This is a genomic window from Nonomuraea sp. NPDC059194, assembly GCF_042754765.1.
Lineage (GTDB): Bacteria > Actinomycetota > Actinomycetes > Streptosporangiales > Streptosporangiaceae > Nonomuraea.
The window spans coordinates 230,027-251,213 of record NZ_JBHZBH010000003.1; the positions used below are offsets into that span (position 1 = coordinate 230,027).

The 21,187-nt window shown below is 70.4% G+C and carries 17 protein-coding genes; 8 read left to right on the plus strand and 9 right to left on the minus strand.

What is annotated here, in order from left to right; translation table 11 throughout:
* Positions 1-78 precede the first annotated feature (78 nt).
* Entirely contained in the window at positions 79-987 is a 909-nt protein-coding gene (mshB, locus tag ACFXJ8_RS06410) for an N-acetyl-1-D-myo-inositol-2-amino-2-deoxy-alpha-D-glucopyranoside deacetylase (protein WP_379642774.1), read from the plus strand.
* A gap of 11 nt (positions 988-998) precedes the next feature.
* Positions 999-1,496: a DUF6113 family protein gene (locus tag ACFXJ8_RS06415; RefSeq protein WP_379642775.1), complete on the plus strand. Its 498-nt coding sequence runs from the start codon at positions 999-1,001 to the stop codon at positions 1,494-1,496.
* 11 nt (positions 1,497-1,507) lie between these two features.
* Here ACFXJ8_RS06415 and ACFXJ8_RS06420 read toward each other — a convergent pair whose 3' ends face one another.
* On the minus strand, positions 1,508-2,488 hold the full coding sequence (locus ACFXJ8_RS06420; protein ID WP_379642776.1) for a hypothetical protein: 981 nt from the start codon (positions 2,486-2,488) through the stop codon (positions 1,508-1,510).
* 75 nt (positions 2,489-2,563) lie between these two features.
* Here ACFXJ8_RS06420 and ACFXJ8_RS06425 point away from each other — a divergent pair, with 75 nt between their 5' ends.
* Complete coding sequence (locus ACFXJ8_RS06425) at positions 2,564-2,998, plus strand: hypothetical protein (protein ID WP_379642777.1); 435 nt, start codon at positions 2,564-2,566, stop codon at positions 2,996-2,998.
* On the opposite strand, the gene ACFXJ8_RS06430 is transcribed toward ACFXJ8_RS06425, so the two are convergent.
* The 7 genes from ACFXJ8_RS06430 to ACFXJ8_RS06460 all read right to left on the minus strand — a co-directional run bounded on the left by ACFXJ8_RS06430 (position 2,957) and on the right by ACFXJ8_RS06460 (position 15,930).
* Complete coding sequence (locus ACFXJ8_RS06430; RefSeq protein ID WP_379642778.1) at positions 2,957-5,515, minus strand: penicillin acylase family protein; 2,559 nt, start codon at positions 5,513-5,515, stop codon at positions 2,957-2,959. The two genes, ACFXJ8_RS06425 and ACFXJ8_RS06430, sit on opposite strands and share 42 nt — an antisense overlap.
* An 89-nt stretch (positions 5,516-5,604) precedes the next feature.
* Positions 5,605-6,987, minus strand: coding sequence for a cysteine--tRNA ligase (cysS, locus tag ACFXJ8_RS06435; RefSeq protein ID WP_379642779.1), 1,383 nt, complete (start codon positions 6,985-6,987; stop codon positions 5,605-5,607).
* A 41-nt stretch (positions 6,988-7,028) separates the two neighbouring features.
* Positions 7,029-8,843, minus strand: a complete 1,815-nt coding sequence (locus ACFXJ8_RS06440; RefSeq protein ID WP_379642780.1) for a sigma factor-like helix-turn-helix DNA-binding protein — start codon at positions 8,841-8,843, stop codon at positions 7,029-7,031.
* A 50-nt stretch (positions 8,844-8,893) separates the two neighbouring features.
* Positions 8,894-10,699: a UvrD-helicase domain-containing protein gene (locus ACFXJ8_RS06445; RefSeq protein ID WP_379642781.1), complete on the minus strand. Its 1,806-nt coding sequence runs from the start codon at positions 10,697-10,699 to the stop codon at positions 8,894-8,896.
* A gap of 4 nt (positions 10,700-10,703) precedes the next feature.
* Positions 10,704-13,910: a hypothetical protein gene (locus tag ACFXJ8_RS06450; RefSeq protein WP_379642782.1), complete on the minus strand. Its 3,207-nt coding sequence runs from the start codon at positions 13,908-13,910 to the stop codon at positions 10,704-10,706.
* A gap of 111 nt (positions 13,911-14,021) precedes the next feature.
* The gene (locus tag ACFXJ8_RS06455) at positions 14,022-14,777 is read right to left on the minus strand and encodes a class I SAM-dependent methyltransferase (protein WP_379642783.1); all 756 of its coding nucleotides are present in this window, start codon (positions 14,775-14,777) and stop codon (positions 14,022-14,024) included.
* Positions 14,778-14,883: 106 nt separating this feature from the next.
* Positions 14,884-15,930, minus strand: a complete 1,047-nt coding sequence (locus tag ACFXJ8_RS06460) for an ABC transporter substrate-binding protein (RefSeq protein WP_379642784.1) — start codon at positions 15,928-15,930, stop codon at positions 14,884-14,886.
* Between the two features lie 323 nt (positions 15,931-16,253).
* Between ACFXJ8_RS06460 and fdxA the strand changes: the two genes are divergently transcribed.
* The 3 genes from fdxA to ACFXJ8_RS06475 are packed head-to-tail and all read left to right on the plus strand — an operon-like array spanning position 16,254 to position 18,307.
* Positions 16,254-16,580: a ferredoxin gene (gene fdxA / locus ACFXJ8_RS06465; RefSeq protein WP_354905819.1), complete on the plus strand. Its 327-nt coding sequence runs from the start codon at positions 16,254-16,256 to the stop codon at positions 16,578-16,580.
* Between the two features lie 3 nt (positions 16,581-16,583).
* Positions 16,584-17,654: a succinyldiaminopimelate transaminase gene (dapC, locus tag ACFXJ8_RS06470; protein ID WP_379642785.1), complete on the plus strand. Its 1,071-nt coding sequence runs from the start codon at positions 16,584-16,586 to the stop codon at positions 17,652-17,654.
* A gap of 11 nt (positions 17,655-17,665) precedes the next feature.
* A complete protein-coding gene (locus tag ACFXJ8_RS06475) occupies positions 17,666-18,307 on the plus strand; it encodes a DUF4178 domain-containing protein (RefSeq protein ID WP_379642786.1) in 642 nt (213 codons plus the stop codon).
* A gap of 1 nt (position 18,308) precedes the next feature.
* Here the strand turns inward: ACFXJ8_RS06475 and ACFXJ8_RS06480 are convergent, their stop codons facing one another.
* Positions 18,309-19,109: a hypothetical protein gene (locus ACFXJ8_RS06480; protein WP_379642787.1), complete on the minus strand. Its 801-nt coding sequence runs from the start codon at positions 19,107-19,109 to the stop codon at positions 18,309-18,311.
* 37 nt (positions 19,110-19,146) lie between these two features.
* Here ACFXJ8_RS06480 and ACFXJ8_RS06485 point away from each other — a divergent pair, with 37 nt between their 5' ends.
* Together ACFXJ8_RS06485 and dapE are read left to right on the plus strand one after the other, a co-directional pair.
* On the plus strand, positions 19,147-19,980 hold the full coding sequence (locus ACFXJ8_RS06485; RefSeq protein WP_379642788.1) for a 2,3,4,5-tetrahydropyridine-2,6-dicarboxylate N-succinyltransferase: 834 nt from the start codon (positions 19,147-19,149) through the stop codon (positions 19,978-19,980).
* A 15-nt stretch (positions 19,981-19,995) separates the two neighbouring features.
* Positions 19,996-21,057, plus strand: coding sequence for a succinyl-diaminopimelate desuccinylase (dapE, locus tag ACFXJ8_RS06490; RefSeq protein WP_379642789.1), 1,062 nt, complete (start codon positions 19,996-19,998; stop codon positions 21,055-21,057).
* The last annotated feature ends 130 nt before the right edge of the window (positions 21,058-21,187 follow it).

Genomic DNA, 21,187 nt, shown 5'->3' on the forward strand with positions numbered 1-21,187 from the left:
AGCCCCCATCTTGCCAGGTGAGACGCACGCCCCGCGCCCCAGCGCGGCCCCGGGACCAGCCTGGCATACGCTCGGGTCATGAGTGATCGACGCCTGATGCTCGTCCACGCCCACCCCGACGACGAGACGATCGGGACCGGCGCCACCATGGCCAAGTACGCCGCCGAAGGGGCGCACGTCACGCTCGTCACCTGCACGCTGGGCGAGGAAGGCGAGGTCATCCCGCCGGAGCTGGCCCACCTGGCGCCCGACAGGGACGACGCCCTCGGCCCCCACCGCATCGGCGAGCTCGACGCGGCGTGCAAGGCCATGGGCGTCGACGACCACCGCTTCCTCGGCGGTCCCGGCAGGTGGCGCGACAGCGGCATGATGGGCGCCGCCTCCAACGACCGGCCGAACGCGTTCTGGCAGGCCGACCTCGACGAGGCCGCCGGAGAGCTGGTGAAGATCATTCGAGAGATCCGGCCCCAGGTCATCGTCACCTACGACGCGAACGGCTTCTACGGCCACCCCGACCACATCCAGGCCCACAGGGTGGCGTGGAAGGCGTTCGAGCTGGCCGCCGACCCCGGGTTCGGCGAAGGCGAGCCGTGGCGGGCCGCCAAGTTCTACTACACGGCCGTCGCCAAGTCCGTCATGCTCAGGACCGCCGAGGAGATCGACAAGTCGGAGGAACTCCCCTTCGTCGCGGAGAACGTCGAGGACGTGCCGTTCGGCTGCCGGGACGGCGAGATCACGACCGAGGTGGACGCCAGGCCGTACCTGGTCAACAAGCTGGACGCGTTGCGCGCCCACGCGACCCAGATCATGGTCGAGGCGCCCTGGTTCGCGCTGTCCAACAACATCGGGCAGGAGGCGTTCGGCGTGGAGCACTTCATCCTGCGCAGCGGCGTCAGGGGCGAGAGCGCGCCGAGCGCGCCGATCGAGGCGGGCGGGCTCGGCGAGCCCCACACCCTCGAGAAGGACCTGTTCGCCGGCATCTACTAACCTCCTCCGTTATGGAGCAACGCAGCCACGCCGAGTCCGCGCTCGCGGGGGCCGCCTACGGCATGCTGGCCGTGCTGGGGGTCGCCCTCGGCGTGGTGGGCGGGTTCACCCACGCGTGGTACGTGGGCGACTCGTGGCCGCTGGCGGCGATCGCCTGGGTGCCCGCGATGTTCGGGCTGTGTTTCGGGGCGGGCCGCATGATGCGCTCCAAGCTCGGCGCCGCGGCGGTGGCGGTCGGGTGGCTGCTGGTGTCGATGGTGTTCTCGCTGAAGCGGGCGGCGGGAGATCTGGTGATCGCCGGTGACTCGGCGGGATTCGTCTACCTGTACGGGGCGATGGTGGCCGTGGTGGTCGCCGTCCTGCTCTCGCCGTCGTCGGGCGGCTCGTGGCTGCTCAGGGGCGTCGCACCGCACGGCCCGATGACCCCGCAGGGCCCGCCGCCGCAGGGGCCGATGCCGCAGGGTCCACCGATGCCGCAGCCCCCGCCGACGGTCGACGGGGGCCGCTGAACAGCCGCTGGTTACGGAGCCGTCTCCGGAGCGGGCGTCGTCTCCGGAGAGGGCGTGGGCGTGGGGCTCGGGGTTGGGGTCGGCGTCGGGAGCAGGCCCTCGTCGTCGGGCAGGTCCTCGCGCACCTCGGCCTTCTGCCCGTTGTGCTGTGAGCAGTTGCCCTGGATGCCGCCCGACATGCTGACCATGTCGTCGTTGCACAGGACCATGAAGCCCCGGCCCTCCTCGAAGTAGTCGATGCACCGGAAGTAGGTGCACACGTCAGTCGGAGGGTCGTAGACCCGCTCGCCTCGGTCCTGGCAGTAGTGCAGGTTGTAGGGGTTGGCGGGGGCTCCACAGCCGTCGGGGTCGGGCGTGCCGGTGGCCGTGGTCGTGGGGGTCGCGGTGACCGTGACCGTGGGGCCGGTCGTCACCGTGGTGGTCGTCGTGGCTGTGACGGTCGCGCTCACCGTCGTGCTCACCGTGGTGGTGGCGTTCACCGTGGTCGTCGCGCCGACCGTCACCGTGGCCGAGGGGGCCGCCGACGCCGTCACCGTGGCCGTCGCGGAGGGCGTCGCCGTGACGGTGACCGTACGCGTCGGCCAGGGCAGCACCTTGAGCGAGACCGTGGCCTTGCCGCTCTTCTTGTAGGTCCCCTTGCCCAGCTTCGTGGAGGACTTACCCGCTCCGGTGGTCACCGGCAGGGAGGTCGTGGCCGTACGGCAGGACTTGCCCTTGCACACCTTCTGCTTCACAGTGAAGCGAGCCGCTCCGCCGTAGGTGACGGAGACGTCCAGGTACGCGACGCCCTTCTTTGCCACGACCTTGGTGGTCGCCGTGTACTTGGCGGTGGTGGACGTGGGCGTGGGCGTGGGGGAGGGGCTGGTGGAGACGGGTAACTCCAGCCGGTCGACCGTGGGGGTGTCGGTGGCGGAGGTCTGGGTGACGGCGATGCCGCCGACGGTGGCCAGCGCCATGGTGCACACCAGGGCGGCCAGAATGATGAATCTCATGATCCTGCTCTTGGGGGAGATTTCAGGACGTGGATCATTATTCCGATTTGTCAAGTCGGGTCAAGGGTGTGACGCATGAAGAGGCGACACCGGATCCGCAGAATCGCCAACTTCGTCAATCTTTCCACCCCTCTGGGCCTGCTGATCTCCGTCGTCGGCAGGGCGAGCAGGTCGAGCGGCCCCAACGGCCTGATTCTCGCGTACGGCTACCGCCACGTCTTCCCCGTCGCGGGCGCCTTCACCGTCGGGAACGTCGTCGTGACCAAGCATCCCGAGTCGTATCTCACCGGCAGGCTCCTCGACCACGAGGACAGGCACGCCACCCAGTGGGCCTGGTGCGTCGGCCTGCCCCTGCTCCCGCTCTACCTGATCTCCCTCGGCGTATCGATGCTGATCTGCGGTGACCAGGCCGCCTACAACCCGTTCGAGCGCCTGGCCGGGCTCGAGGACGGCGGCTACCCCTCCGCCTCACCCTGGTGGCGACGAGCCCAGGGGAGATCCAGCAGGTGACCCGTCACCCGGCGTGAACGTCAACGTGTGCTTGGCGGCCTTCCTGATCGAGTCGAGCCTGGAGTTCATCGGCGTGGTGCGCCCGTCGGCCCACAGCGGCGCCTGGTCCCAGTAGTTGTCGTGGAAGGCGTGGCCGGAGTTGCCGGTCAGGTTGATCCATCGGGACTTGTCCATGTCGGCCAGGTCGACGACCATGCGCATCGAGGGGACGGCGGTGACGGTGTAGTCGTTCTGGACGTTCCAGCCCGTGGCGTTGACCGCGTCCTTGCCGCCCGGCGAGCCGAACGGCCCGCGGTTGAACAGCGACTCGATCGGGCCGATGCCCGAGGTGCCGAAGGTCTGGTTGGTCAGCGTGAGCGTGTGCAGGTCGCCCCACCGCCACGCCTTGACGTCGTCGCCGAGCCGTACGGACAGCTCGTGGTGGGCCTCGGCCATCGCGGTGCGCAGGATGTCGTCGCGGGTCTCGGTGAAGCCCTTGGTCGTCACGTCGTCCCAGAACGGGTCGTCGGGGCGCTCCATCAGGTTGCGCACGACCTCGTACCAGCGGTCGCCGCCGGTGGGCCTGGCCGCCTCCGGCAGGTCGTCGTCGAACGTCGCCTTGAGCAGGTGGCGCCAGACCGCGTTGAAGTAGGCGGCGGGGGCTGAGTCGAGGCCCTGGGAGCCGTCCCAGCTCTTCAGCAGCGCCTGGGCGTCGGCGCTGGGACCGGCCAGGTCGATCTTCAGCAGTTCGGGGACGAGGATGTCGGCCAGGCCGTTGTGGGAGTCCTGCTGGATGCGGCCCATCGTCTCGGCGTCGATCTTCCCGCCCTTGGTCGCCTGCTCGACGCGGTCGAGGATGCGCTTGGCGCGGTAGCCGTACGACCAGTCCTGGGTGAGGAGCGGCTGGTAGCGGTCGGGGTTGATGACCGCGTTGTTGGCGGTGACCACGAAGCCGTCGGCGGGGTCGGAGACGCTGGGCAGCCGATCGTAGGGGATGGCGGCCTTCCACTCGTACTCGCCGGTCCAGCCGGGCACCGGCCAGGTGCCGTCGCCCTTGGCGCGCACCGGGATGCGGCCCGGCGCCTGGTAGCCGATGTGGCCCTCGACGTCGGCATACACGAGGTTCTGCGCAGGCACGTCGAACAGCGAGGCGGCGGCGCGGAAGTCTGGCCAGTCGCCCGCCTCGTTCAGCTCGAAGATCGCCTCGGCGGCGGTGCCGGGGGTGAGCGCGGTCCACTGCAGGGCGACGGCGTTGGCCTCACCCGATGGCTTGATGCTGCCCATCACCTCGTGCATGAGCGGTCCGTGCCTGGTCTTACGCACCTTGATGGTGACGGGGTCGCCGCCCGCCACCTTGATCTGCACGTCCTTGGTCTCCAGCGGGAGCCACTGGCCCTCGTACAGGTAGGTGTCGTCCTTGACCTGCTCCAGGAAGAGGTCGGCGACGTCGGGCCCCAGGTTGGTGAACCCCCACGCGATCTTGTCGTTGTGCCCGATGATGACGCCCGGCACACCGGAGAAGGTAAACCCAGTAACGTCATAAGAGCATTTTTCCGATTTTGTACGGCAGTGCAGCCCCGCCTGGTACCACACCGACGGCATCTGCGCCGACAGGTGCGGATCGTTGGCCAGCAGCGGCTTACCCGTCGTCGTGTGCTCGCCCGAGACCACCCACGAGTTCGACCCGATCCCGTCGTTGTCCCTGGTCCCCATCAGGTCGGGCACCCTGCTCAGCGCCTCCGCCGCGCCGGTCAGGACCGCCGAGCCCTCGCCGAGCCGTGGCTCGCTGCGCTGGTCGAACCGGCCGTCCGCGAGGGTGCCCTGCGTCACGATCGCCGGGTTCCTGTCGAACGGATAGCCGGGGAACAACTGGTTGACCCGCTCCCTCGGCAGCTTGGTGGCGGCGAGCGCGCGGTCGATCTCGTCGTCGAGGTTGGAGCGCAGGTCCCATGCCATCGCCTTCAGCCACGACACGGAGTCGAGCGGCGTCCACGGCTCGGGGGTGTAGCCGGAGTTCTGCAGCTTCAGGACGGAGTATTCGAGGCTGCGGTCCGAGGCGTTCGGATGCTCCTTGAGGTAGGCGTTGACGCCCTTGGCGTACGCGTCGAGGTAGCGCTTGGCGCGGTCGGTCAGGCTGGCCAGCTCCTGCTCGGCCACCTCCCGCCAGCCCATGGTGCGGATGACCTTGTCCTCGGTCAGCGTCGCCGCGCCGAACAGCTCGGACAGGCGGCCCGCGGTGACATGGCGGCGGAAGTCCATCTCCCAGAAGCGGTCCTGGGCGTGGACGTAGCCCTGGGCCATGAACAGGTCTTCGGAGGTGTCGGCGTAGATCTGCGGGATGCCCCACGCGTCGCGGTACACCTCCACCTTGCCGGTCAGGCCAGGGAGCTTGATCGTGCCGTCGAGCTGGGGGAACGACTGCCGGGTGATCCAGACGCCGACGCCCGCGAGGACCAGGGCGAGCGCCAGGAGTACGGTCAGCACCCTGGCGAGCCAACGCAGCGGCCATGGCAACCACGCATAGGGCCTGAACCTCACGAAAACCTCCCTCTGCCCTGCTTCGCACCAAGTGTCGCAGCCCTTTCACGGTGCGACGACCACCTCAATGGCCCCAGAGAGATATCGGTTCAGGTCCAGATCTGACCCTCAGGAGTGTCGGCCACCTTCACGCCCAGTTCCGCCAGTTCGCCGCGCAACCGGTCGGCCGCGTCCCAGTCCTGCGCGTCCCGCGCTCGGGCCCGCTGGTCGAGCAGCTCGGCCGCGCCAGGAGGCAAAACCCGCGCCTTGCCGATCTCCGTCGACAGGTCCAGCGCGAGCACCTGGTCCAGGTGCAGGAACGACTCGAACTTGGCCCCTGGCGCCACCGACTCGTCCTTCTCCAGCTCCCGCAGCACCCGCAGCGCCGAGGGCGTGTCGAGGTCGTCGTCGAAGGCGGCCTCCGCGCGCCGTACCCACTGCTCGGCCATGGGCGCGCTGGGCGACTCGGCCCACTGCGCGACCCTGGCCCGCCACCGGCGCAGCGTGCGGTCGGCGGCTCGCAGCGTGTCCCAGGTCAGGTTCATCTGGTGGCGGTAGCGGTGCTCCATGAAGGCCAGCCGTACGGCCAGCGGATCGAGCCCCTCGGCGGTCACGTCCTGCAGCAGCACCACGTTGCCCGTCGACTTGGCCATCTTGCGCCCGTCGAACAGCAGGTGCTCGCCGTGTACCCACCGCCGCACCACCTCATGGCCCACGGCGCTGTCGGACTGGGCGCGCTCGTCCTCGTGGTGCGGGAAGCGCAGGTCGATGCCGCCGGTGTGGAGGTCGATGTGCTCGCCGAGGAAGCGCAGCGACATGGCCGAGCACTCGACGTGCCAGCCGGGGAAGCCGCGCCCGCCCCACGGCGTGTCCCAGGCCAGCTCGCGGTGCGCGTGCTTCCACAGCGCCCAGTCGGCGTGGAAGCGTTTGCGCTCGTCGACGCCCTCCACGCGGTGCCCCGGCTTGAGCGCGTCGAGCCGGTTTCCCGAAATCTCCCCGTACGACGGGAAGGTCTGCGCGGCGAAGAACACCGAGCCATCCGGTACGGCGTAGGCGTGCCCCTTCTCCATGAGCGTGACGATCAGCTCGATCATGAGCTCGATGGACTCGGTGGCGCGCGGGGTGTGCTCCGGCGGGCGCAGGTTGAGCGCGGAGCTGTCGCGGCGGAAGGCGTCCTCGTAGAAGCGGGCGAGATCGAGAGCGGAGCGCCCCTCGGCCCTGGCCCGCGCGACGACCTTGTCCTCACCGAGCCTGTCCTCGCCGAGCGAGGCGTCGTCGACGAGGTGGCCCACGTCGGTGATGTTCTGGCAGACGAGCATGCGGACCCGGTGGCGTTCCATGACCCGGCGGATGAGGTCGGACAGCAGGTAGGAACGCAGGTTGCCGACGTGCGCGTACCGGTAGACGGTCGGGCCGCAGGTGTACATCCGCAGGGCCCTGGTCTGCGGGATGTCCTCGAGCTGCCTGGTGCGCGTGTCGTAGATCCGCAACATGCCACGAGCCTAATCCGGCGCGGCCTCGCCCCAAAGGGGGGTCATTCCCCCAGGAAGGCCAGGATGTCGCGGTCGCCGCGCTCGCGCAGCCGGGTCAGGACCTCCTCGCGGGTCGCCGTCTCGGGCAGCCCCACCCTGGCCCCGATCAGCCGCAGCCCCTCCGCCTCCGAGTCGACCGGAGCCGTGTAGCCGATCAGGTGCAGCGCCCTGTTCAACGGCCGCAGCGCCGGCTGGGCGGCGGGCAGGAACCGGGTTAGCAGCTCCCCGCCGTCGGACACCGTCAGGAACACGTGGTCGCCCTCGGAAGCGTTGAACTCCGCCAGCACGTTCCTGATCGACCCCATCGTCGGCTGGTTGTGCCACGAGATCACCACGTCGCCCGACGGCGCCGACGCGGTCAGCGACCCGCCAGGAGCCATCCCCAGGTGGGCGGCGAACCCGGTCGGCAGCGGCGAGCCCGACCCGCGCAGGTGCTCGGCGTTGACGTCGACCCGGTGCCACCAGCGCCCGTCGCGCGACTTGAAGCAGCGCCGCGTCTCCGAGACGTCCTTGCGCGGCTGGTAACCCGGCTGGTCGGGCGCGGCGACCCTGATCCACCCGCGCTGCGACCGCTCGAAACCCGGCCCGCCCGAGTAGGCGCGCACCGAGCTCTCGCTCACGTCGTACCTGGACGTCAGGCTGGCCACGATGGTGTTGACCGAGGCCTCGCCGCCCGCCCGCTCGATCTCCCTGGCGATCATCTCCCTGATCCCCAGGTACTCCTCGCCGCCCCACCGCGCCAGGCCGTACTTGTTGCGGTCGACCCGGCGGAAACGCGCGTCCGCCGTGAGCTGGTTGCGGATGCCGACCAGGCTGTAATCTTCGCCGATCCGCTCCTGGATCTCCTCGGGCGTGAGCGCGTGACCCGAGACGGCCAGCACGGCCTCGGCCTTCTCGTTCACACTGCGCGGCCAGAGCATGACATGTCCCTCGAAGACCCGCAGGTGGGGCACCGACGACAGCCACCGCTCGGCCACGTCCTCGCGGATGCCGAGCTGCGCGGTCAGCGTGACCGACTCGACCATGACCCTCGGCCCCTCGGTGAACAGCTGCCTGGTCTTCTCCCGCAGCTCGTCGACGCCGCCCGCGATCAGCCAGCCCTCGACCTGGTCGTAGCCGGTCAGCAACGTCCTGACGAAGCGCCACACCGGGATGCCGAGCGTGACCAGCTCCGTGCGGTGCCACGGCGCCGCGTCGGGCAGCTGGTCGGCCGGTACGGCGGCGCCGAGCCGCCCCCGCAGCCACGTGACATGCGCCAGCAGCGGCCCCGCGTTGGTGGAGGCCAGCCACGCCTCCACGTGGTCACGCAGGTCGCGCTCGATCTGCCTGATCCGCTCGCGCGTCACGGAGAAGCGCTGCGCCAGCTCGTCGAGCGTCGCCCGCTGCTCGGCGTAGACGCGGTCGCGCGCGATCGTGCGCTGCCGTTCGTCGAGGGCGACGAACAGCTCGTCGACCAGCTGGGGCAGCGCGACGGTCCTGACCTCGGCGACCGGTTCGAGCAGCCGCTCGAAGACGCCCGCGAACAGCTTGTGGACCATGTCGCGGCCGAGCGCCTCAGGCGTGAGCTCGCTCTCGGCGGGGTCGGAGAACCTCAGCAGCGGCAGGATGTCGCCGATCTGCAGATGCCCCCAGCAGGCCATGGCCACGTCGGCGAGCCGGCCGGCGACGGCCTGCGTGCCGATCACCGCGCACGCCCGGTCGAGCGGGATCGACTGCCACCACGCTTCGGGCAGCTGAGGATCACCCGCCAGCGGCGCGATCTGGACGGGAGAGGTCCAGCGCAGGGGTGGCGCGAGGTCACTCAGGCTGAGATTCATTGGGGTCCAACCGGCAAAGTGAAGATATCCGCAGTTCAGAGACTATGTGATTAGGACGACAAAAATGGGCTCCCTCTTCCCGCATGGGAAACGTAAAGCATGGACCTCGCCCGCGTACAGGCGACGTAGAGCAGTCCGCGCTCCCGCTGCAGCACCCGCGCCCTGTCGGCAGGGTCGTGCGGTAGCGGCTCCGGCACCACGCCCTCGGCGATCCCGATCAGCGCGACCCGCTCGAACTCCAGGCCCTTCAGCCCGTGCAGCGTCGTCACCCTGACGTCGGACCTCGCCTGCGCCAGCGCCTCCTTGGCGATCTTGACGAGCCTGGTGGTGCGCGCGGCCACGGCGATCTCGGTGCCGGGCACGCCGTCGTCCAGCCACGACCCGACCGTCGAGACCAGCCCGGCCACCTCGGACTCCGGCGAGTCGTAGGCCCTGATCGTCGGACGTTCGCCGTGGTGCGTGCTCCTGAAGCCGTGCAGCTCCTGAACGTTCTTGACCAGCCCGAGCGCGGGACCGCCGCCGCGCAGCCGTACCCCGAAGGAAAGCATCTCGTGCGGCAGCCGGTAGGAGATCGCCAGCTCGTGCTGCACCGCGTGGATCCCGACCGCCTCCAGCGCGATGCGGTGGTCGGTGATCCGCTGGTGCGGGTCGCCGACCACGAACAGGTCGTCAGGCGCGCGCGGCACCGCCGCCCGCAGCAGCCGCCACTGGGCGGGGCTGACGTCCTGCGCCTCGTCCACCACGATGTGCCGGTACGGCTTGCGCCCCGGCTCGCCGAAGCTCAGTACGTCGTCGAGCAGGTCGCCGGCCGCACTGGTGAGCAACCGCAGCGCCTCCTGCGTCAGCTCGGCCAGCGACCGCGCCCCCGGCCCGACCAGCACCGGCTGCCGCCCCTCGACGTCGGCCACGATCCTGATCGCCAGCCGGTCGACGTTGTACACGTCGATGCGCTTGCGGACCGACTCGTCCTCGATCAGCGTGTCGAGCCGCCCCGACAGGTCGGCGGCCAGCCCCTGCGTGAACGTGACCAGCAGCACGGGACCGTTGCCGTGCGCGGCCAGGTGCGCGGACCTGTGCAGGGCGATGAGCGTCTTGCCGGTGCCCGCGCCGCCGGTGACGAGCACCGGATGGTCGTAGTGGCCCGCGCGGGCCAGCCGGTGCTGCGGCGGATGCAGGAACACGCACCAGTCGGGCGCGGTGACGATCCTGTCGAGCTCCTCCGGCCCCGAGGCGAACACCGCCAGGTCAGGGCTGCGCAGCAGCGCCCCGAGCAGGTCGGCGGTGTCGATCGGCTCGACGGAGTCCCACGAGGTGCGGCGGGAGTCGAGCGCCTTCCACGCCTCCGGCAGCGAACCGCCCCTCGCCATGACCGCCAGCGGCAGGTGCTGCGTGGGCGGCAGCAGCGGCTCGAGGGCGTCCACGTCCGCCTCGTTGGTGATCAGCCTGATCAGCGGCAGCAGCGCGCGGTCGATGCCGAGGCCCACCAGCTCGTCGTCGTCGACCTGCGCGAACAGCCGCTTCTCGCCCGCCGAACGGCGCAGCGCGTGCTCGACCCTGCCCAGCGCCTCGGCGTCCCACTGCTCGATCACGCCGATCAGCGGGTTGACGCTGAACGCGTGCCGTCCCGCGTAGGCCTGCGCCTCCGCGTCGGGCAGCAGGGTGAGCAGCCACGACAGCTCGCCCTGCCGTATGACGACGCCCATGAGCCCGTCGGCCATCCGCACCGTGCCCACCCCCTCGGGGGCGGGCACGTGCTCCAGGAAGCCGTGCAGCGCGGCCATGACCTGCCCGCGCTCTGGCAGGGCCAGAGCGCTGAGCTCCCTGGGGAAGCCGGGGCCGATCGCGAGCCGCGCCACGGGCTCAGTCCAGCAGGTCGAGCAGGTCGCGGTCCCCGCGTTCGCGGAGCCTGGTCTTCAAGTCGTCCAGACTGACGTTGCCCGACATGCCAATCCTTATGGCGATGATTCTGGCGGCGTGCTCGATGGCGCTGCTCAGACCCGTGTAGTCGGCCAGCCGCAGCGCCTTGGAGATCTTACTGGCGCCGGGCGTGGCGACCGGCAGGTGCTTGGCCCGCAGCACGCCCTCCTTGGAGAGCGTGATGAACAGGTGCCCGCCCTCCCGCGCGCCGACGTCCGCGAGCAACCGGCCCATCTGGCTGATGGACGGCCTGCCGTGCCAGCTCATCGACAGCTCACCGGCCGCGCTCCTGACCGTCCAGCTCGCGCCAGGGGTCAGCCCCAGGTAGGCGGCGAACCCGCTGGGCAGGGCGCACTCCCCGGTGGCCAGCTGCTCGGCGGTCACGTCGATCCGCAGCCACCACCGTCCGTCGGGCTGGCGGAAGCAGCGTTTGGTGAGGGCGACGTCCTTGAAGCCTTGGTACGGCTTGCCGTTGGCGTCGGACGGTGCGGGCGACTCCTCGAGCCTGACGGGCGCCTGGACGGGGGAGCCGTGCGGCTCGAGCCCGGGCGGCGCCTGGGGCCTGGGTTCCTGTGTGAACGGCTCCCCCCGGAACGGCGGCTCCCCGTTCAGACCTGAGAGGATCGGCTCGGGCACAGGTCCGGGGCCGTCGGGGATGTACGCGTATCCGGGGCTGCCGGGAACGTACGGGGCTCCGGGGCCGTCGGCAGCGTTCGCGCCCGCGTTCCCGTTCCCGTTCGCGTTCGCGTTCGCGTTCGCGGGATCGCTGGGAGCGTGCGCGTTCGCAGGGCTGGGAACGTCCGGAACACGCGCGGGCGCGGCCAACGTCGCCTGCACGAACTGCCAGGCGGGCACGTCGAGAGCCCGAACCTCCCTGCCGTGCCACTCCGCCGCCCCGATCAGCAGCTCCCTCGCCGGGTCCACGCCGAGCCTGGCGCGCAGATCGTCCAGGTGCGCCCGGTAAGGCGCGGTCTCCTCAGCGGCCAGCCACCGCAGCAGGCGCTGCCGCAGCTCGGCCTCGACGGTGACGATCTCCTCCTTGGAGACGGCGAACAGCTTGGCCAGCTGCTCGACGGCCGAGGGGGCGTCGGTGAAGACCCGGTTCTGCGCCACGGCCCACGTCTTGTCGTCCAGCCCCGCGAAGGAGGACTCGATCAGCGCATGCAGATCGACTTCTCCCTGGGGCACCCCGGCGCCCACCTCGCCGCCCGGCACGCCAGCCACCGCAGGTGCGCCGCCTTCCGGCACATCGGCCAGGGGTGCGTCGCTTCCCGGCCCACCGGCCGCCGCCACGAAAGCGTCGCCACCTGGCGCGCTGGCCGCCGCAGATGCCTCGCTCCCCGGCACGCCGTCCACCGCCACGAAAGCGTCGCTTCCCGGCACATCGGCCGCCGCCGCGGGGTCGTCGCCTCCTGGCACGCTGGCCGCCGCCGCAGGTGCGTGGCTTCCTGGCACCTCGGCCGGGGATACGTCGCCTCCCGGCGCGCTGGCCGCCGCCTCGGGTGCGTCGCCACCCGATGACGCTCCGGCCGCCGCGAAGGGCTGCTCGTCGACCGGCTCGCCTGCCCCAGCGCCCTCCTCGTCCGGTGCGAGGCCATCATGAGCGAGGCCGTCCCGTACAAGGCCATCGTGCGCGGGGGCGTCCTGGGCGAGGCCATCCTGTTCGGGGGCGTCCTGGGCGAGGTCGCGTGGAACGAAGTCGTCCTCGACGCGAGCGTCTCCGCCCTCGGCAACGTCCCCGTCAGGGCCGTCCAGGACATCCTTCTCCTCGGCCCGGCCATCCTCGTCCCCGGCGTCGGAGACCGCCTCGGTCACAGGCGCCTGGGCCTCGACCTCCCACGCCTGGCCACCTCCGGCCGACTCCTCGGCCCGGAACACCCCGAGCTCGGACGCTTCTCCAGAAGCCCCCGGCGACAGCGCGTCCTCGACCTCATCCGATGCCCCGGAAGACTCGGGCGAGAGGGCGTCCTCGGCATTGGATGACGCTCCGGCAGGCTCGGGCAGGAGAGCAGCTCCGGCAGACGGATCTCCGGAAGGCTCGGACCAGAGCTCGGCCTCGGCTTCGGGCGATGCCTCAGCAGGGTGGGGCCGGGGTGCCGCCTCGGGCTCGACCGCTGCCTCGGGTGCCTCGGAGCGGAGCGCGGCCGCATGCTCCGGTGCCGCTTCGGGAGGTTCGGCTCGGAAGAGCGACGGCGTTCCGGGAGCCGGGTCGTCGTCGGTAGACGGTCCACCGGATATCGACTGCTTGTATGCAGGATCCTGGCTACCGTCTGCGGGTTGAACGGGGGCAGCAGACTGGAACGGGTCCCATCGCCCGGCCGGCGGCTGCGAGTTCGCGCCCTCGGTAGCAGGAGCTGGGAAGTCGACGGGGGAGTTGGCCTGCCGCTCGGCAGCGCGGGCCGAGGAGGAGTCCTGTGCGCCTGCCTGCGCGCCGGTCCCGAAGGCGTCGAACGGTGTTCCGTAGGACTGCTTGGTCGCGCGAGGCTTGCGCGACGGCAGGGGAGGAGCCTCGGCGCGCGACTCGACGACCGGCTCGTCCGACCGCGACCTGACCGGTGCCGCGGGTGCTGCGACCGGTTCGGCCGCCGGAGGGGTGACCGGTACGTCGTCGGCCTGCGCGTTCGGCTGGTCCGCCGCCACGACCGAAGCGCCCAAGCGGGCAGCGTCCAAGTCCGACGCCGCCGTCTCCGACGTCACCGACGCGGTCTGCTTGCTCGCCGACTCGCCGCGGGACGCGACCGCCTCGCCCGGCGCCAGCCGTACCAGAACGGCGGTGAACAGCGCGTTGAGCACCGGCCGGGCCTTCACGAACGGCTGGTCGATCAGCTCGCGGCTGCTCAGCGCCAACAGTCCGGGCCACGACCCGGCCCGGTCGAGGGCGATCGCGACGTGCGGTTCGTCGGCCTCGTCGGGGTCCAGGACGTGCAGCGCGGGCAGCACGTCGCCGATGGCCGCGGCGGGCCACTGGTCGAGCGCGATCTCCGTCAGCAGTTCGCCAAGGGACTCGGGTCCGATGGCGGCCAGCACCCGTGGCAGGGGCAGGCTCCGCCACCACGCCTCAGGCAAGTCTGGTTGCCCGTGGAGCAGTGTGATCGCGGCCGCGTCGCTCCACCGCAAGGGTGGTACGAGGTCGCTCAGGCAGAAGTTCATCCTGTTCCGTTCACCAGCCCCTCACGCCGCTGACGCGACGCAGCCATACTCTTGCCGCCACGGAACAGACCATAGCCGCGCAAAACAGCCCTGTGCATCCTGGAGTACGTATCAGCGCCGGACGGCCGCGAAGCGTAGCCGCACGTAGTCGGCCATCCATCCGCTCTCTCTGCGGAGCGCGGGCGCGGCCAGTTCGTTGACCCGCCTGAGCAGCGGTTCGACCAGGTCGGCCGGCAGTCCTTCGATGAGCGTTCCGGCGAACATCCGGACCCAGTCGGCGGCGCCTCCTGGGCACTCGTCGAGCGGGGTGGGCCGGTCGAAGTACTCGAGCAGCCTCACGACGAAGCCCTCCTTCTCCAGCAGCCTGGAGTGCTCGGCGGGCGTGGGGAAGTACCAGGGCAGCTCGGGCTCGCGCAGGCCGTACTCACGCCATGCGGTGGAGACGGCGGCGGTCAGTTCGGCGCAGTTGCCCGCGCCGCCCATCTCGGCCACGAAGCGGCCGCCTGGCCGCAACGCCTCGCGCACGTTGGCGATGACGGTGCGGGGGTCGCGGCTCATCCAGTGGAGGGCGGCATTGGAGAAGACGGCGTCGTAGGCCTGCACGACGCTGAAGTCGTGGCCGTCGCCCACGATGAAGTCGATGCCCGGGTGCTGGGCCAGGGCCTTTTCGATCATCGCGGTCGAGCCGTCGATGCCGAGCACGCGCGCCCCCCTGGCGGCGATCTCGGCGGTCAGCACGCCCGTGCCGCAGCCGAGGTCGAGCACGCGCTCACCCGGCTGCGGATCGAGCAGGTCGACCAGCGGCGCCCCCTGCGGCGAGACATAGCCGAAGCCGCTGTCATAGGCGCGAGCGGTCAACCGCGTCATGCTCGGTGTGTCGTATCGCAAGACCGATCAGCTCCCCCGTAGTGGGACAACAACTGTAGGGGCTCAATGTCTCTACGACATATCAGTCACACCGGGCACACTTGTCTCACCTGGCCCAGTGCTTCTTCAGGTAGGCCTTCGCGGCGTCGGTCTGCGGGATCGTGAGCAGCACGGGCGGTCCGGGAGGTGCGGGCAGCTGCGCCGCCGTCTGGGTGTCGAGCGTGCCCTTCATGAGCATCGCCTCGCCGCGCGCCGGACGGGCGTAGCCCTTGAGGAACAGGTTCTGGCCCTCGTCGGAGAACAGGAACTCCTGCCACAGCCTGGCCGCGGCCGGATGCGGGGCGTCCTTGTTGATCGCCTGCACGTAGTAGGCGCCGAGCGGCGCGTCCTTCGGGATGGTGACCTTCCAGCCCTCGCCCTGCTCGGCGGCGCGGGCGGCGTTGAGGTAGTCCCAGTCGACGAAGACGTTGGCGGTGTTCTGCTGGATGAGCTGCCCCGACTTCCTGAGCTTGGTGAACAGCTCGACGCCGCGCTGCACCTGGGGCGTGCCGTTCACCAGCGAGGCGGCCATGACCCCGTTGAAGGCGGCGGCGGACTGCCGGGGGTCGCCGGCCAGGGCCACGGTGTAGCCGGGCTTGAGCAGGTCGGAGAAGGAGACCGGGGCCTTGACCTTGCGCGAGTCGTAGCCGAGCGACATGTAGCCGCCGTATCCGGCGTACCAGGCGCCGTCGCGGGCCTTCACGTGGTCGGGCAGGTCCTGCCAGGCCGCGACCTTGTACGGCGCGAAGCGGGCCGCGTTGGCGACCGCGACTTCCAGGCTGAGGTCGAAGACGTCCGGCTTGAGCAGGCCCGCGGCCTCGATGGCGCGCTGGCTGCTGGAGGTGGGCTCGAGTTGGTTGACCTTGATGTCGTATTTCTCGGCGAAGGTGTCGATGATCTCGCCGTAGTTGACCCAGTCGCGGGGCAGGGCGACGACGTTGAGCTCGCCCTCCTTCTTGGCGGCCGCGGCGAGTCGCTCCACGGTCGTGAACCCGGCCTTCATGGAGGCGGCCTTCACGTTGACCGGCGGGAGCGGTTTCTCTTCCGTGGTCGCGGCGCCGCACCCGGCGCTGATGAGAACGGCGGCGATGGAGGCACAGGTACGCACAGTCACAGAAGAGATACTTGCCGCTACGCCCGGCCAGGTCGAGGAGGCACGACCTTGGCGGCCACCAAATGCTCCTCCCGGATCTCCACGAGAGTGCCGTCGCGCTTACGAATGCGCAGAATCCCGCCGTCCCAGGATTCGAGAACGCCGACCGCGTCGCTGAACCCGCCCGGAACCCGCCGCCGAGTGGTGACTCTGGCCCCAATGTCCGAGCTTGTCACGGCGATGACAAGGCGAGCGACCACGAGTTTGCCACCCTCCGTTCCCGACACTTGGCTGACCCGGCAATACTAGGACGTAGCAAACCGCGGTCTAAGAAGGAGCTCGACGTGACGTACGTCATCGCGCAGCCTTGCGTGGACGTCCTGGACAAGGCGTGCATCGAGGAGTGCCCCGTCGATTGCATCTACGAGGGCGAGCGCATGCTTTACATCCACCCCGACGAGTGCGTGGACTGCGGCGCGTGCGAACCTGTGTGTCCCGTAGAGGCGATCTTCTACGAAGACGACCTTCCCGAGCAGTGGAAGGACTTCTACAAGGCCAACGTGGACTTCTTCGAGGACCTGGGCTCGCCCGGCGGCGCCTCGAAGGTTGGCAAGATCGACAAGGACCACCCCGTCGTCGCCGCCCTGCCGCCGCAGGCCGAGGAGCACTGACCGGTGCACAATCTGCCGGACTTTCCCTGGGACCGGCTGGCGCCGTACAAGGAGCGCGCGCAGGCGCACCCCGACGGCATCGTGGACCTGTCGGTCGGCACCCCGGTCGATCCCGTGCCGCAGATCGTGCAGGACGCGCTGGCCGGGGCCGCTGACAGCCCCGGCTATCCGCTGACGTACGGCACGCAGGACGTGCGCGCCGCCGCGGCGGGCTGGTTGCGCCGCAGGCATGGCGTGAGCGTCGATGAGCGCGCCGTGCTGCCGCTCATCGGGTCGAAGGAGTTCGTGGCGTGGCTGCCGACGCTGCTCGGTGCCAAGCGGGTCGTCCTTCCCGAGCTGGCCTACCCCACCTACGACGTGGGCGCCCGCATCGCCGGAGCCGAGCCGATCGCCGCCGACGGGCTGCTGGCGCTCGGCCCGGCCGGAGTCGACCTGGTCTGGGTCAATTCGCCGTCCAACCCGACGGGCAAGGTGCTGCCCGCCGAGCACCTGCGCAAGGTGGTCGCGTGGGCGCGTGAGCGCGGCGCGATCGTCGCCTCGGACGAGTGCTACATCGAGCTCGGCTGGGAGGCGGAGCCGATCTCGATCCTGCATCCCGACGTGTGCGGCGGCTCCCACGAGGGGCTGCTCGCCGTCCATTCGCTGTCCAAGCGCTCCAACCTGGCCGGATACCGGGCCGGGTTCGTCGCGGGCGACCCCGCGCTGATCGCCAGGCTGCTGGAGATCCGCAAACACGCGGGCATGATCATGCCGGAGCCCGTCCAGGCGGCGATGACGGTCGCGCTCGGCGACGACGCCCACGCCGACGAACAGCGCGAGCGCTACGCCGCCAGGCGCGAGCAGTTGCGTCCCGTGCTGGAGAAGGCGGGCTGGCGCATCGACCACTCCACCGCGGGCCTGTACCTGTGGGCCTCCGACGGCACCGGCTGCTGGGATCAGGTACGCCGCCTTTCCGAAACCGGGATTTTGGTCGCGCCCGGCGACTTCTACGGACCCGCAGGTGGCAGCCACATCCGGATCGCGGTGACGGCCACCGACGAACGCGTCAGTGCGGCGGTGCGCCGCCTCCAGTAGGATCCGGCGGCATGACCTCCATGGTCGTCATCGGACTGAGCGTCGCCACGATCGTCCTGCTGCTGGGCGCCTTGCTCGCCACCATGCGCAAAGGCCGCCCAGCCGCGGGCTCGGCGTCTCCCCTTCCCTCGGGCCTTGCCTCGGGGGGGCAGGCCGCGATCGGCTCCGACTACGACGACCCCCGCACCATCCAGGTGGGGGACAAGATCGAGACGCACGGCACGGGCGCCGAGGTGCGCGGGGCCGTCCATGTCTCGTGCCAGGGGCAGCAGTGGACCGAATACCTGCTCGACGACGGCTCGCGGCGGCCGGTGTGGCTGTCGGTGCAGGTGCGGCACGGCCTCGTCTCCACCGATCCGCCCCACCTGGAGGTCCTGCTCTGGACCAACGTGCCCACGCAGGGCATGGTCCCCGCCAAGAGCATGCTGATCATGGAGGGCGTGGAGTTCCACCCCATCGACAGGGGCACCGCGGCGTTCAGGTCGGAGGGCGAGACGGGCAGGCCGGATCGCGGGCTGCTCGACTTCGCCGACTACCGGGCCGCCGACGGGCGGCTGCTGTCGTTCAAACGGGTGCAGGGCCAGGGCTGGACCGCCGGCTACGCCCAGCCGCTGCCGCCCGGCTCGATCACCATCGTGAGCCGCGCCGCCTGACTCAGGTCAGCTCCACATCGCGGGCGCCTGCCTTACCGCCGTTCTTCCAGCCTTCCGACGACCAAGTGATCCCGTCGTAGCCGACGCTGCGCAGGCCGTACTGCTGGGCATGCGCGACCGACCAGGCGGCGATCAGCCACCCGCGCCTGGTGTTCGGCACGCTGACGGCGCCGAGCGCCCTGGTCAGCTCCCGCCGCGCGTCGCCAGGACGTGAGGGTGCGGGGGTCGCCTTCTTGGGATAGGTGCAGTGGACGGCCCGCGGCGCCCTGCCCGTGAACGCCGCCGCCAGGATGCGCGCGTTGCCCTCGTGCGGCCCGTAGGCGTAGCCGGCCGCCGATCGTTGTACGGCCTGGGCCGCCTCCGCGACCGGCAGCTTCTGGTAGCCCTTCACCTTCACCAGCGCGGCGAAGAAGCGGTTGGTCGCGTAGACCGGATCCATGATCTGCTTCTTCTTGCCCCAGCCCTGCGAAGGCCGCTGCTGGAACACGCCGAGAGAGTCGCGGTCGCCGTAGGTGAGGTTGTAGAGCTTCGACTCCTGGATGGCCGTGGCGTACGCGATCACGACGGCCTGCTCGGGCAGCCGCCGCCGCTCGGCCACCGCCGCGATCGTGGCCGCGATGCGCGCCTGCTCGATGTCGAGCTCCAGCTCGCCCTTCGACGTCTTGACCACGCAGCTCTCGATGTCGTCGGCGAGCGGGTCGGCCTTGCGCAGCAAGATGTAGACGCCCACGGCGATGGTCACCGCGAGGGCGACAACGATGATCCCGATAGTCAGGACCGCTCGGGAGAAGCTACGGCGCACCCTGAAAAACCTACCCGGACAGATAGGCTCCGTGGGCATGAGCAAGAGGCATTCGAGCCCGTTGCCGGTGGCCATCGACGAGCTGTGGGCCGACCGCGCGGAGCTTTCTCCTTCCGACACCGCCGCCAGGGGTGTCGTGGTCGGCGCGATCGACCAGCTCGACACCGGCAGGGCGCGCGTGGCCACCGTGTCCGCCGACGGAGAGGTGGTGGTCGACGAGCGGGCCAAGCGGGCCATCCTGCTCAGCTTCAAGGTGCTCGGCATGGCCAGGTCGCAGGTGGGCGACTTCCAGCACCACGACAGGCTGCCGTTGAAGACCACCTTCGACGGGGTCAGGGTGGTGCCGGGCGCGATCGCCCGATGGGGCTCCTACCTGGCGCCGGGCGTGGTGCTCATGCCCTCGTTCACCAACATCGGGGCGTTCGTCGGCTCCGGCACCATGGTCGACACCTGGGTCACCGTCGGGTCGTGCGCGCAGATCGGGGAGAACGTCCACCTTTCCGGCGGGGTGGGCATCGGCGGCGTCCTCGAGCCGCCCAACGCGGTGCCGGTCGTCGTGGAGGACGACGCGCTGATCGGCAGCAGGGCGATGCTGGTCGAGGGCGCGCGGGTCGGGCGCGGGGCGGTGGTCGGGGCCGGGACGATCCTGTCCGCCTCGATGCCGGTGATCGACGTGGAGACGGGGGAGGAGCTCGGGCGCGGGCGCATCCCCGACTGGTGCGTGGCGGTGGGCGGCACGCGGCCGAAGGAGTTCGCCGGCGGAACGTTCGGGTTGCCGTGCGTGCTGGTGCTGAAGCGGTTGGAGCCCGGGCAGCGCCACGACAAGGCGGCGCTGAACGACGTGCTCAGAGAACACGGCGTCAACGCCTGATTAAGGTGGGTTGTCATGCTGGACTTGACGCAGGACGTGGGCGCGCTGACCGCCACGATCGTGGACATCGAATCCGTCAGCGGCAACGAGAAGGTGCTCGCCGACGCGGTCGAAGAGGCGCTCAGAAAGCTTGCGCACCTGACCGTCGACAGGTCCGGCGAGACCATCGTCGCCCGCACGAACCTCGGCCGACCTGAGCGCGTGCTCATCGCCGGCCACCTCGACACCGTGCCCGTCGCGGGCAACCTGCCCAGCCGGACCGAGGGCGACCTCCTCTACGGCTGCGGCACCTCCGACATGAAGGCGGGCGTCGCCGTCGCGCTCAAGCTCGCCGCCCTCCTGCCAGCGCCGAACCGCGACGTCACCTACGTCTTCTACGACTGCGAGGAGGTCGAGGCCGAGCGCAACGGGCTGACCAGGATCAGCCGTGACCACCCCGACTGGCTGGCCGCCGACTTCGCCGTCCTCATGGAGCCGACCGACGGCGTCATCGAGGGCGGCTGCCAGGGCACGCTGCGCGCGGACATCACCACCAGGGGCAAGCGCGCCCACAGCGCCAGGTCGTGGCTCGGCGTCAACGCGATCCACGCGATCGAGCCGATCCTGGCCATGCTCAACGCCTACGAGGCCCGGCGGCCGGTGGTCGACGGCCTGGAGTATCACGAGGGGCTCAACGCGGTGACGATGCGCGGGGGCGTGGCCGGCAACGTGATCCCCGACCAGGCCGTGGTCACCGTCAACTACCGCTTCGCGCCCGACCTGTCGCTGGCGCAGGCCGAGGAGCACGTGCGCGAGGTGTTCGACGGGTTCGAGGTGGCCATCACCGACGGGGCTCCCGCCGCGCGTCCCGGGCTGACGCATCCGGTGGCCGCCGCGTTCGTCGCCGCTGTCGGCGGTACGCCACGGGCCAAGCTGGGCTGGACCGACGTCGCGCGGTTTTCCGCCCTCGGCGTACCGGCTGTCAATTACGGCCCCGGCGACCCGAACCTCGCCCACCAGCAGGGCGAATACGCGTCGCTCAGTCAGATCGCGGAGAGCGAGGCCGGGATGCTGAACTGGCTCTCGGCAGGCGCATAACGTGAAAGTGGCTTTCCTCGCCGGCCATTTGGCGGGGAAAGCCACTTTCAGTCCCGAGCAGCACCCTCGGCAGTTAGACGCGGGAGCGTCGAAATCTGGTTCCCTCCTTCTTTCAAGATTTTTTAGTCGG

What these genes read in the sequence shown, in the direction of transcription:
- ACFXJ8_RS06415 (WP_379642775.1), top strand. Translation starts at nt 999, where the DNA reads ATGGAGCAACGCAGCCACGCCGAGTCCGCGCTCGCGGGGGCCGCCTAC.
- ACFXJ8_RS06425 (WP_379642777.1), top strand. Translation starts at nt 2,564, where the DNA reads ATGAAGAGGCGACACCGGATCCGCAGAATCGCCAACTTCGTCAATCTT.
- ACFXJ8_RS06450 (WP_379642782.1), bottom strand. Translation starts at nt 13,910, where the DNA reads ATGAACTTCTGCCTGAGCGACCTCGTACCACCCTTGCGGTGGAGCGAC.
- dapE (WP_379642789.1), top strand. Translation starts at nt 19,996, where the DNA reads ATGCTGGACTTGACGCAGGACGTGGGCGCGCTGACCGCCACGATCGTG.
- cysS (WP_379642779.1), bottom strand. Translation starts at nt 6,987, where the DNA reads ATGTTGCGGATCTACGACACGCGCACCAGGCAGCTCGAGGACATCCCG.
- ACFXJ8_RS06440 (WP_379642780.1), bottom strand. Translation starts at nt 8,843, where the DNA reads ATGAATCTCAGCCTGAGTGACCTCGCGCCACCCCTGCGCTGGACCTCT.
- ACFXJ8_RS06420 (WP_379642776.1), bottom strand. Translation starts at nt 2,488, where the DNA reads ATGAGATTCATCATTCTGGCCGCCCTGGTGTGCACCATGGCGCTGGCC.
- ACFXJ8_RS06485 (WP_379642788.1), top strand. Translation starts at nt 19,147, where the DNA reads ATGAGCAAGAGGCATTCGAGCCCGTTGCCGGTGGCCATCGACGAGCTG.
- mshB (WP_379642774.1), top strand. Translation starts at nt 79, where the DNA reads ATGAGTGATCGACGCCTGATGCTCGTCCACGCCCACCCCGACGACGAG.
- ACFXJ8_RS06455 (WP_379642783.1), bottom strand. Translation starts at nt 14,777, where the DNA reads ATGACGCGGTTGACCGCTCGCGCCTATGACAGCGGCTTCGGCTATGTC.
- ACFXJ8_RS06475 (WP_379642786.1), top strand. Translation starts at nt 17,666, where the DNA reads ATGACCTCCATGGTCGTCATCGGACTGAGCGTCGCCACGATCGTCCTG.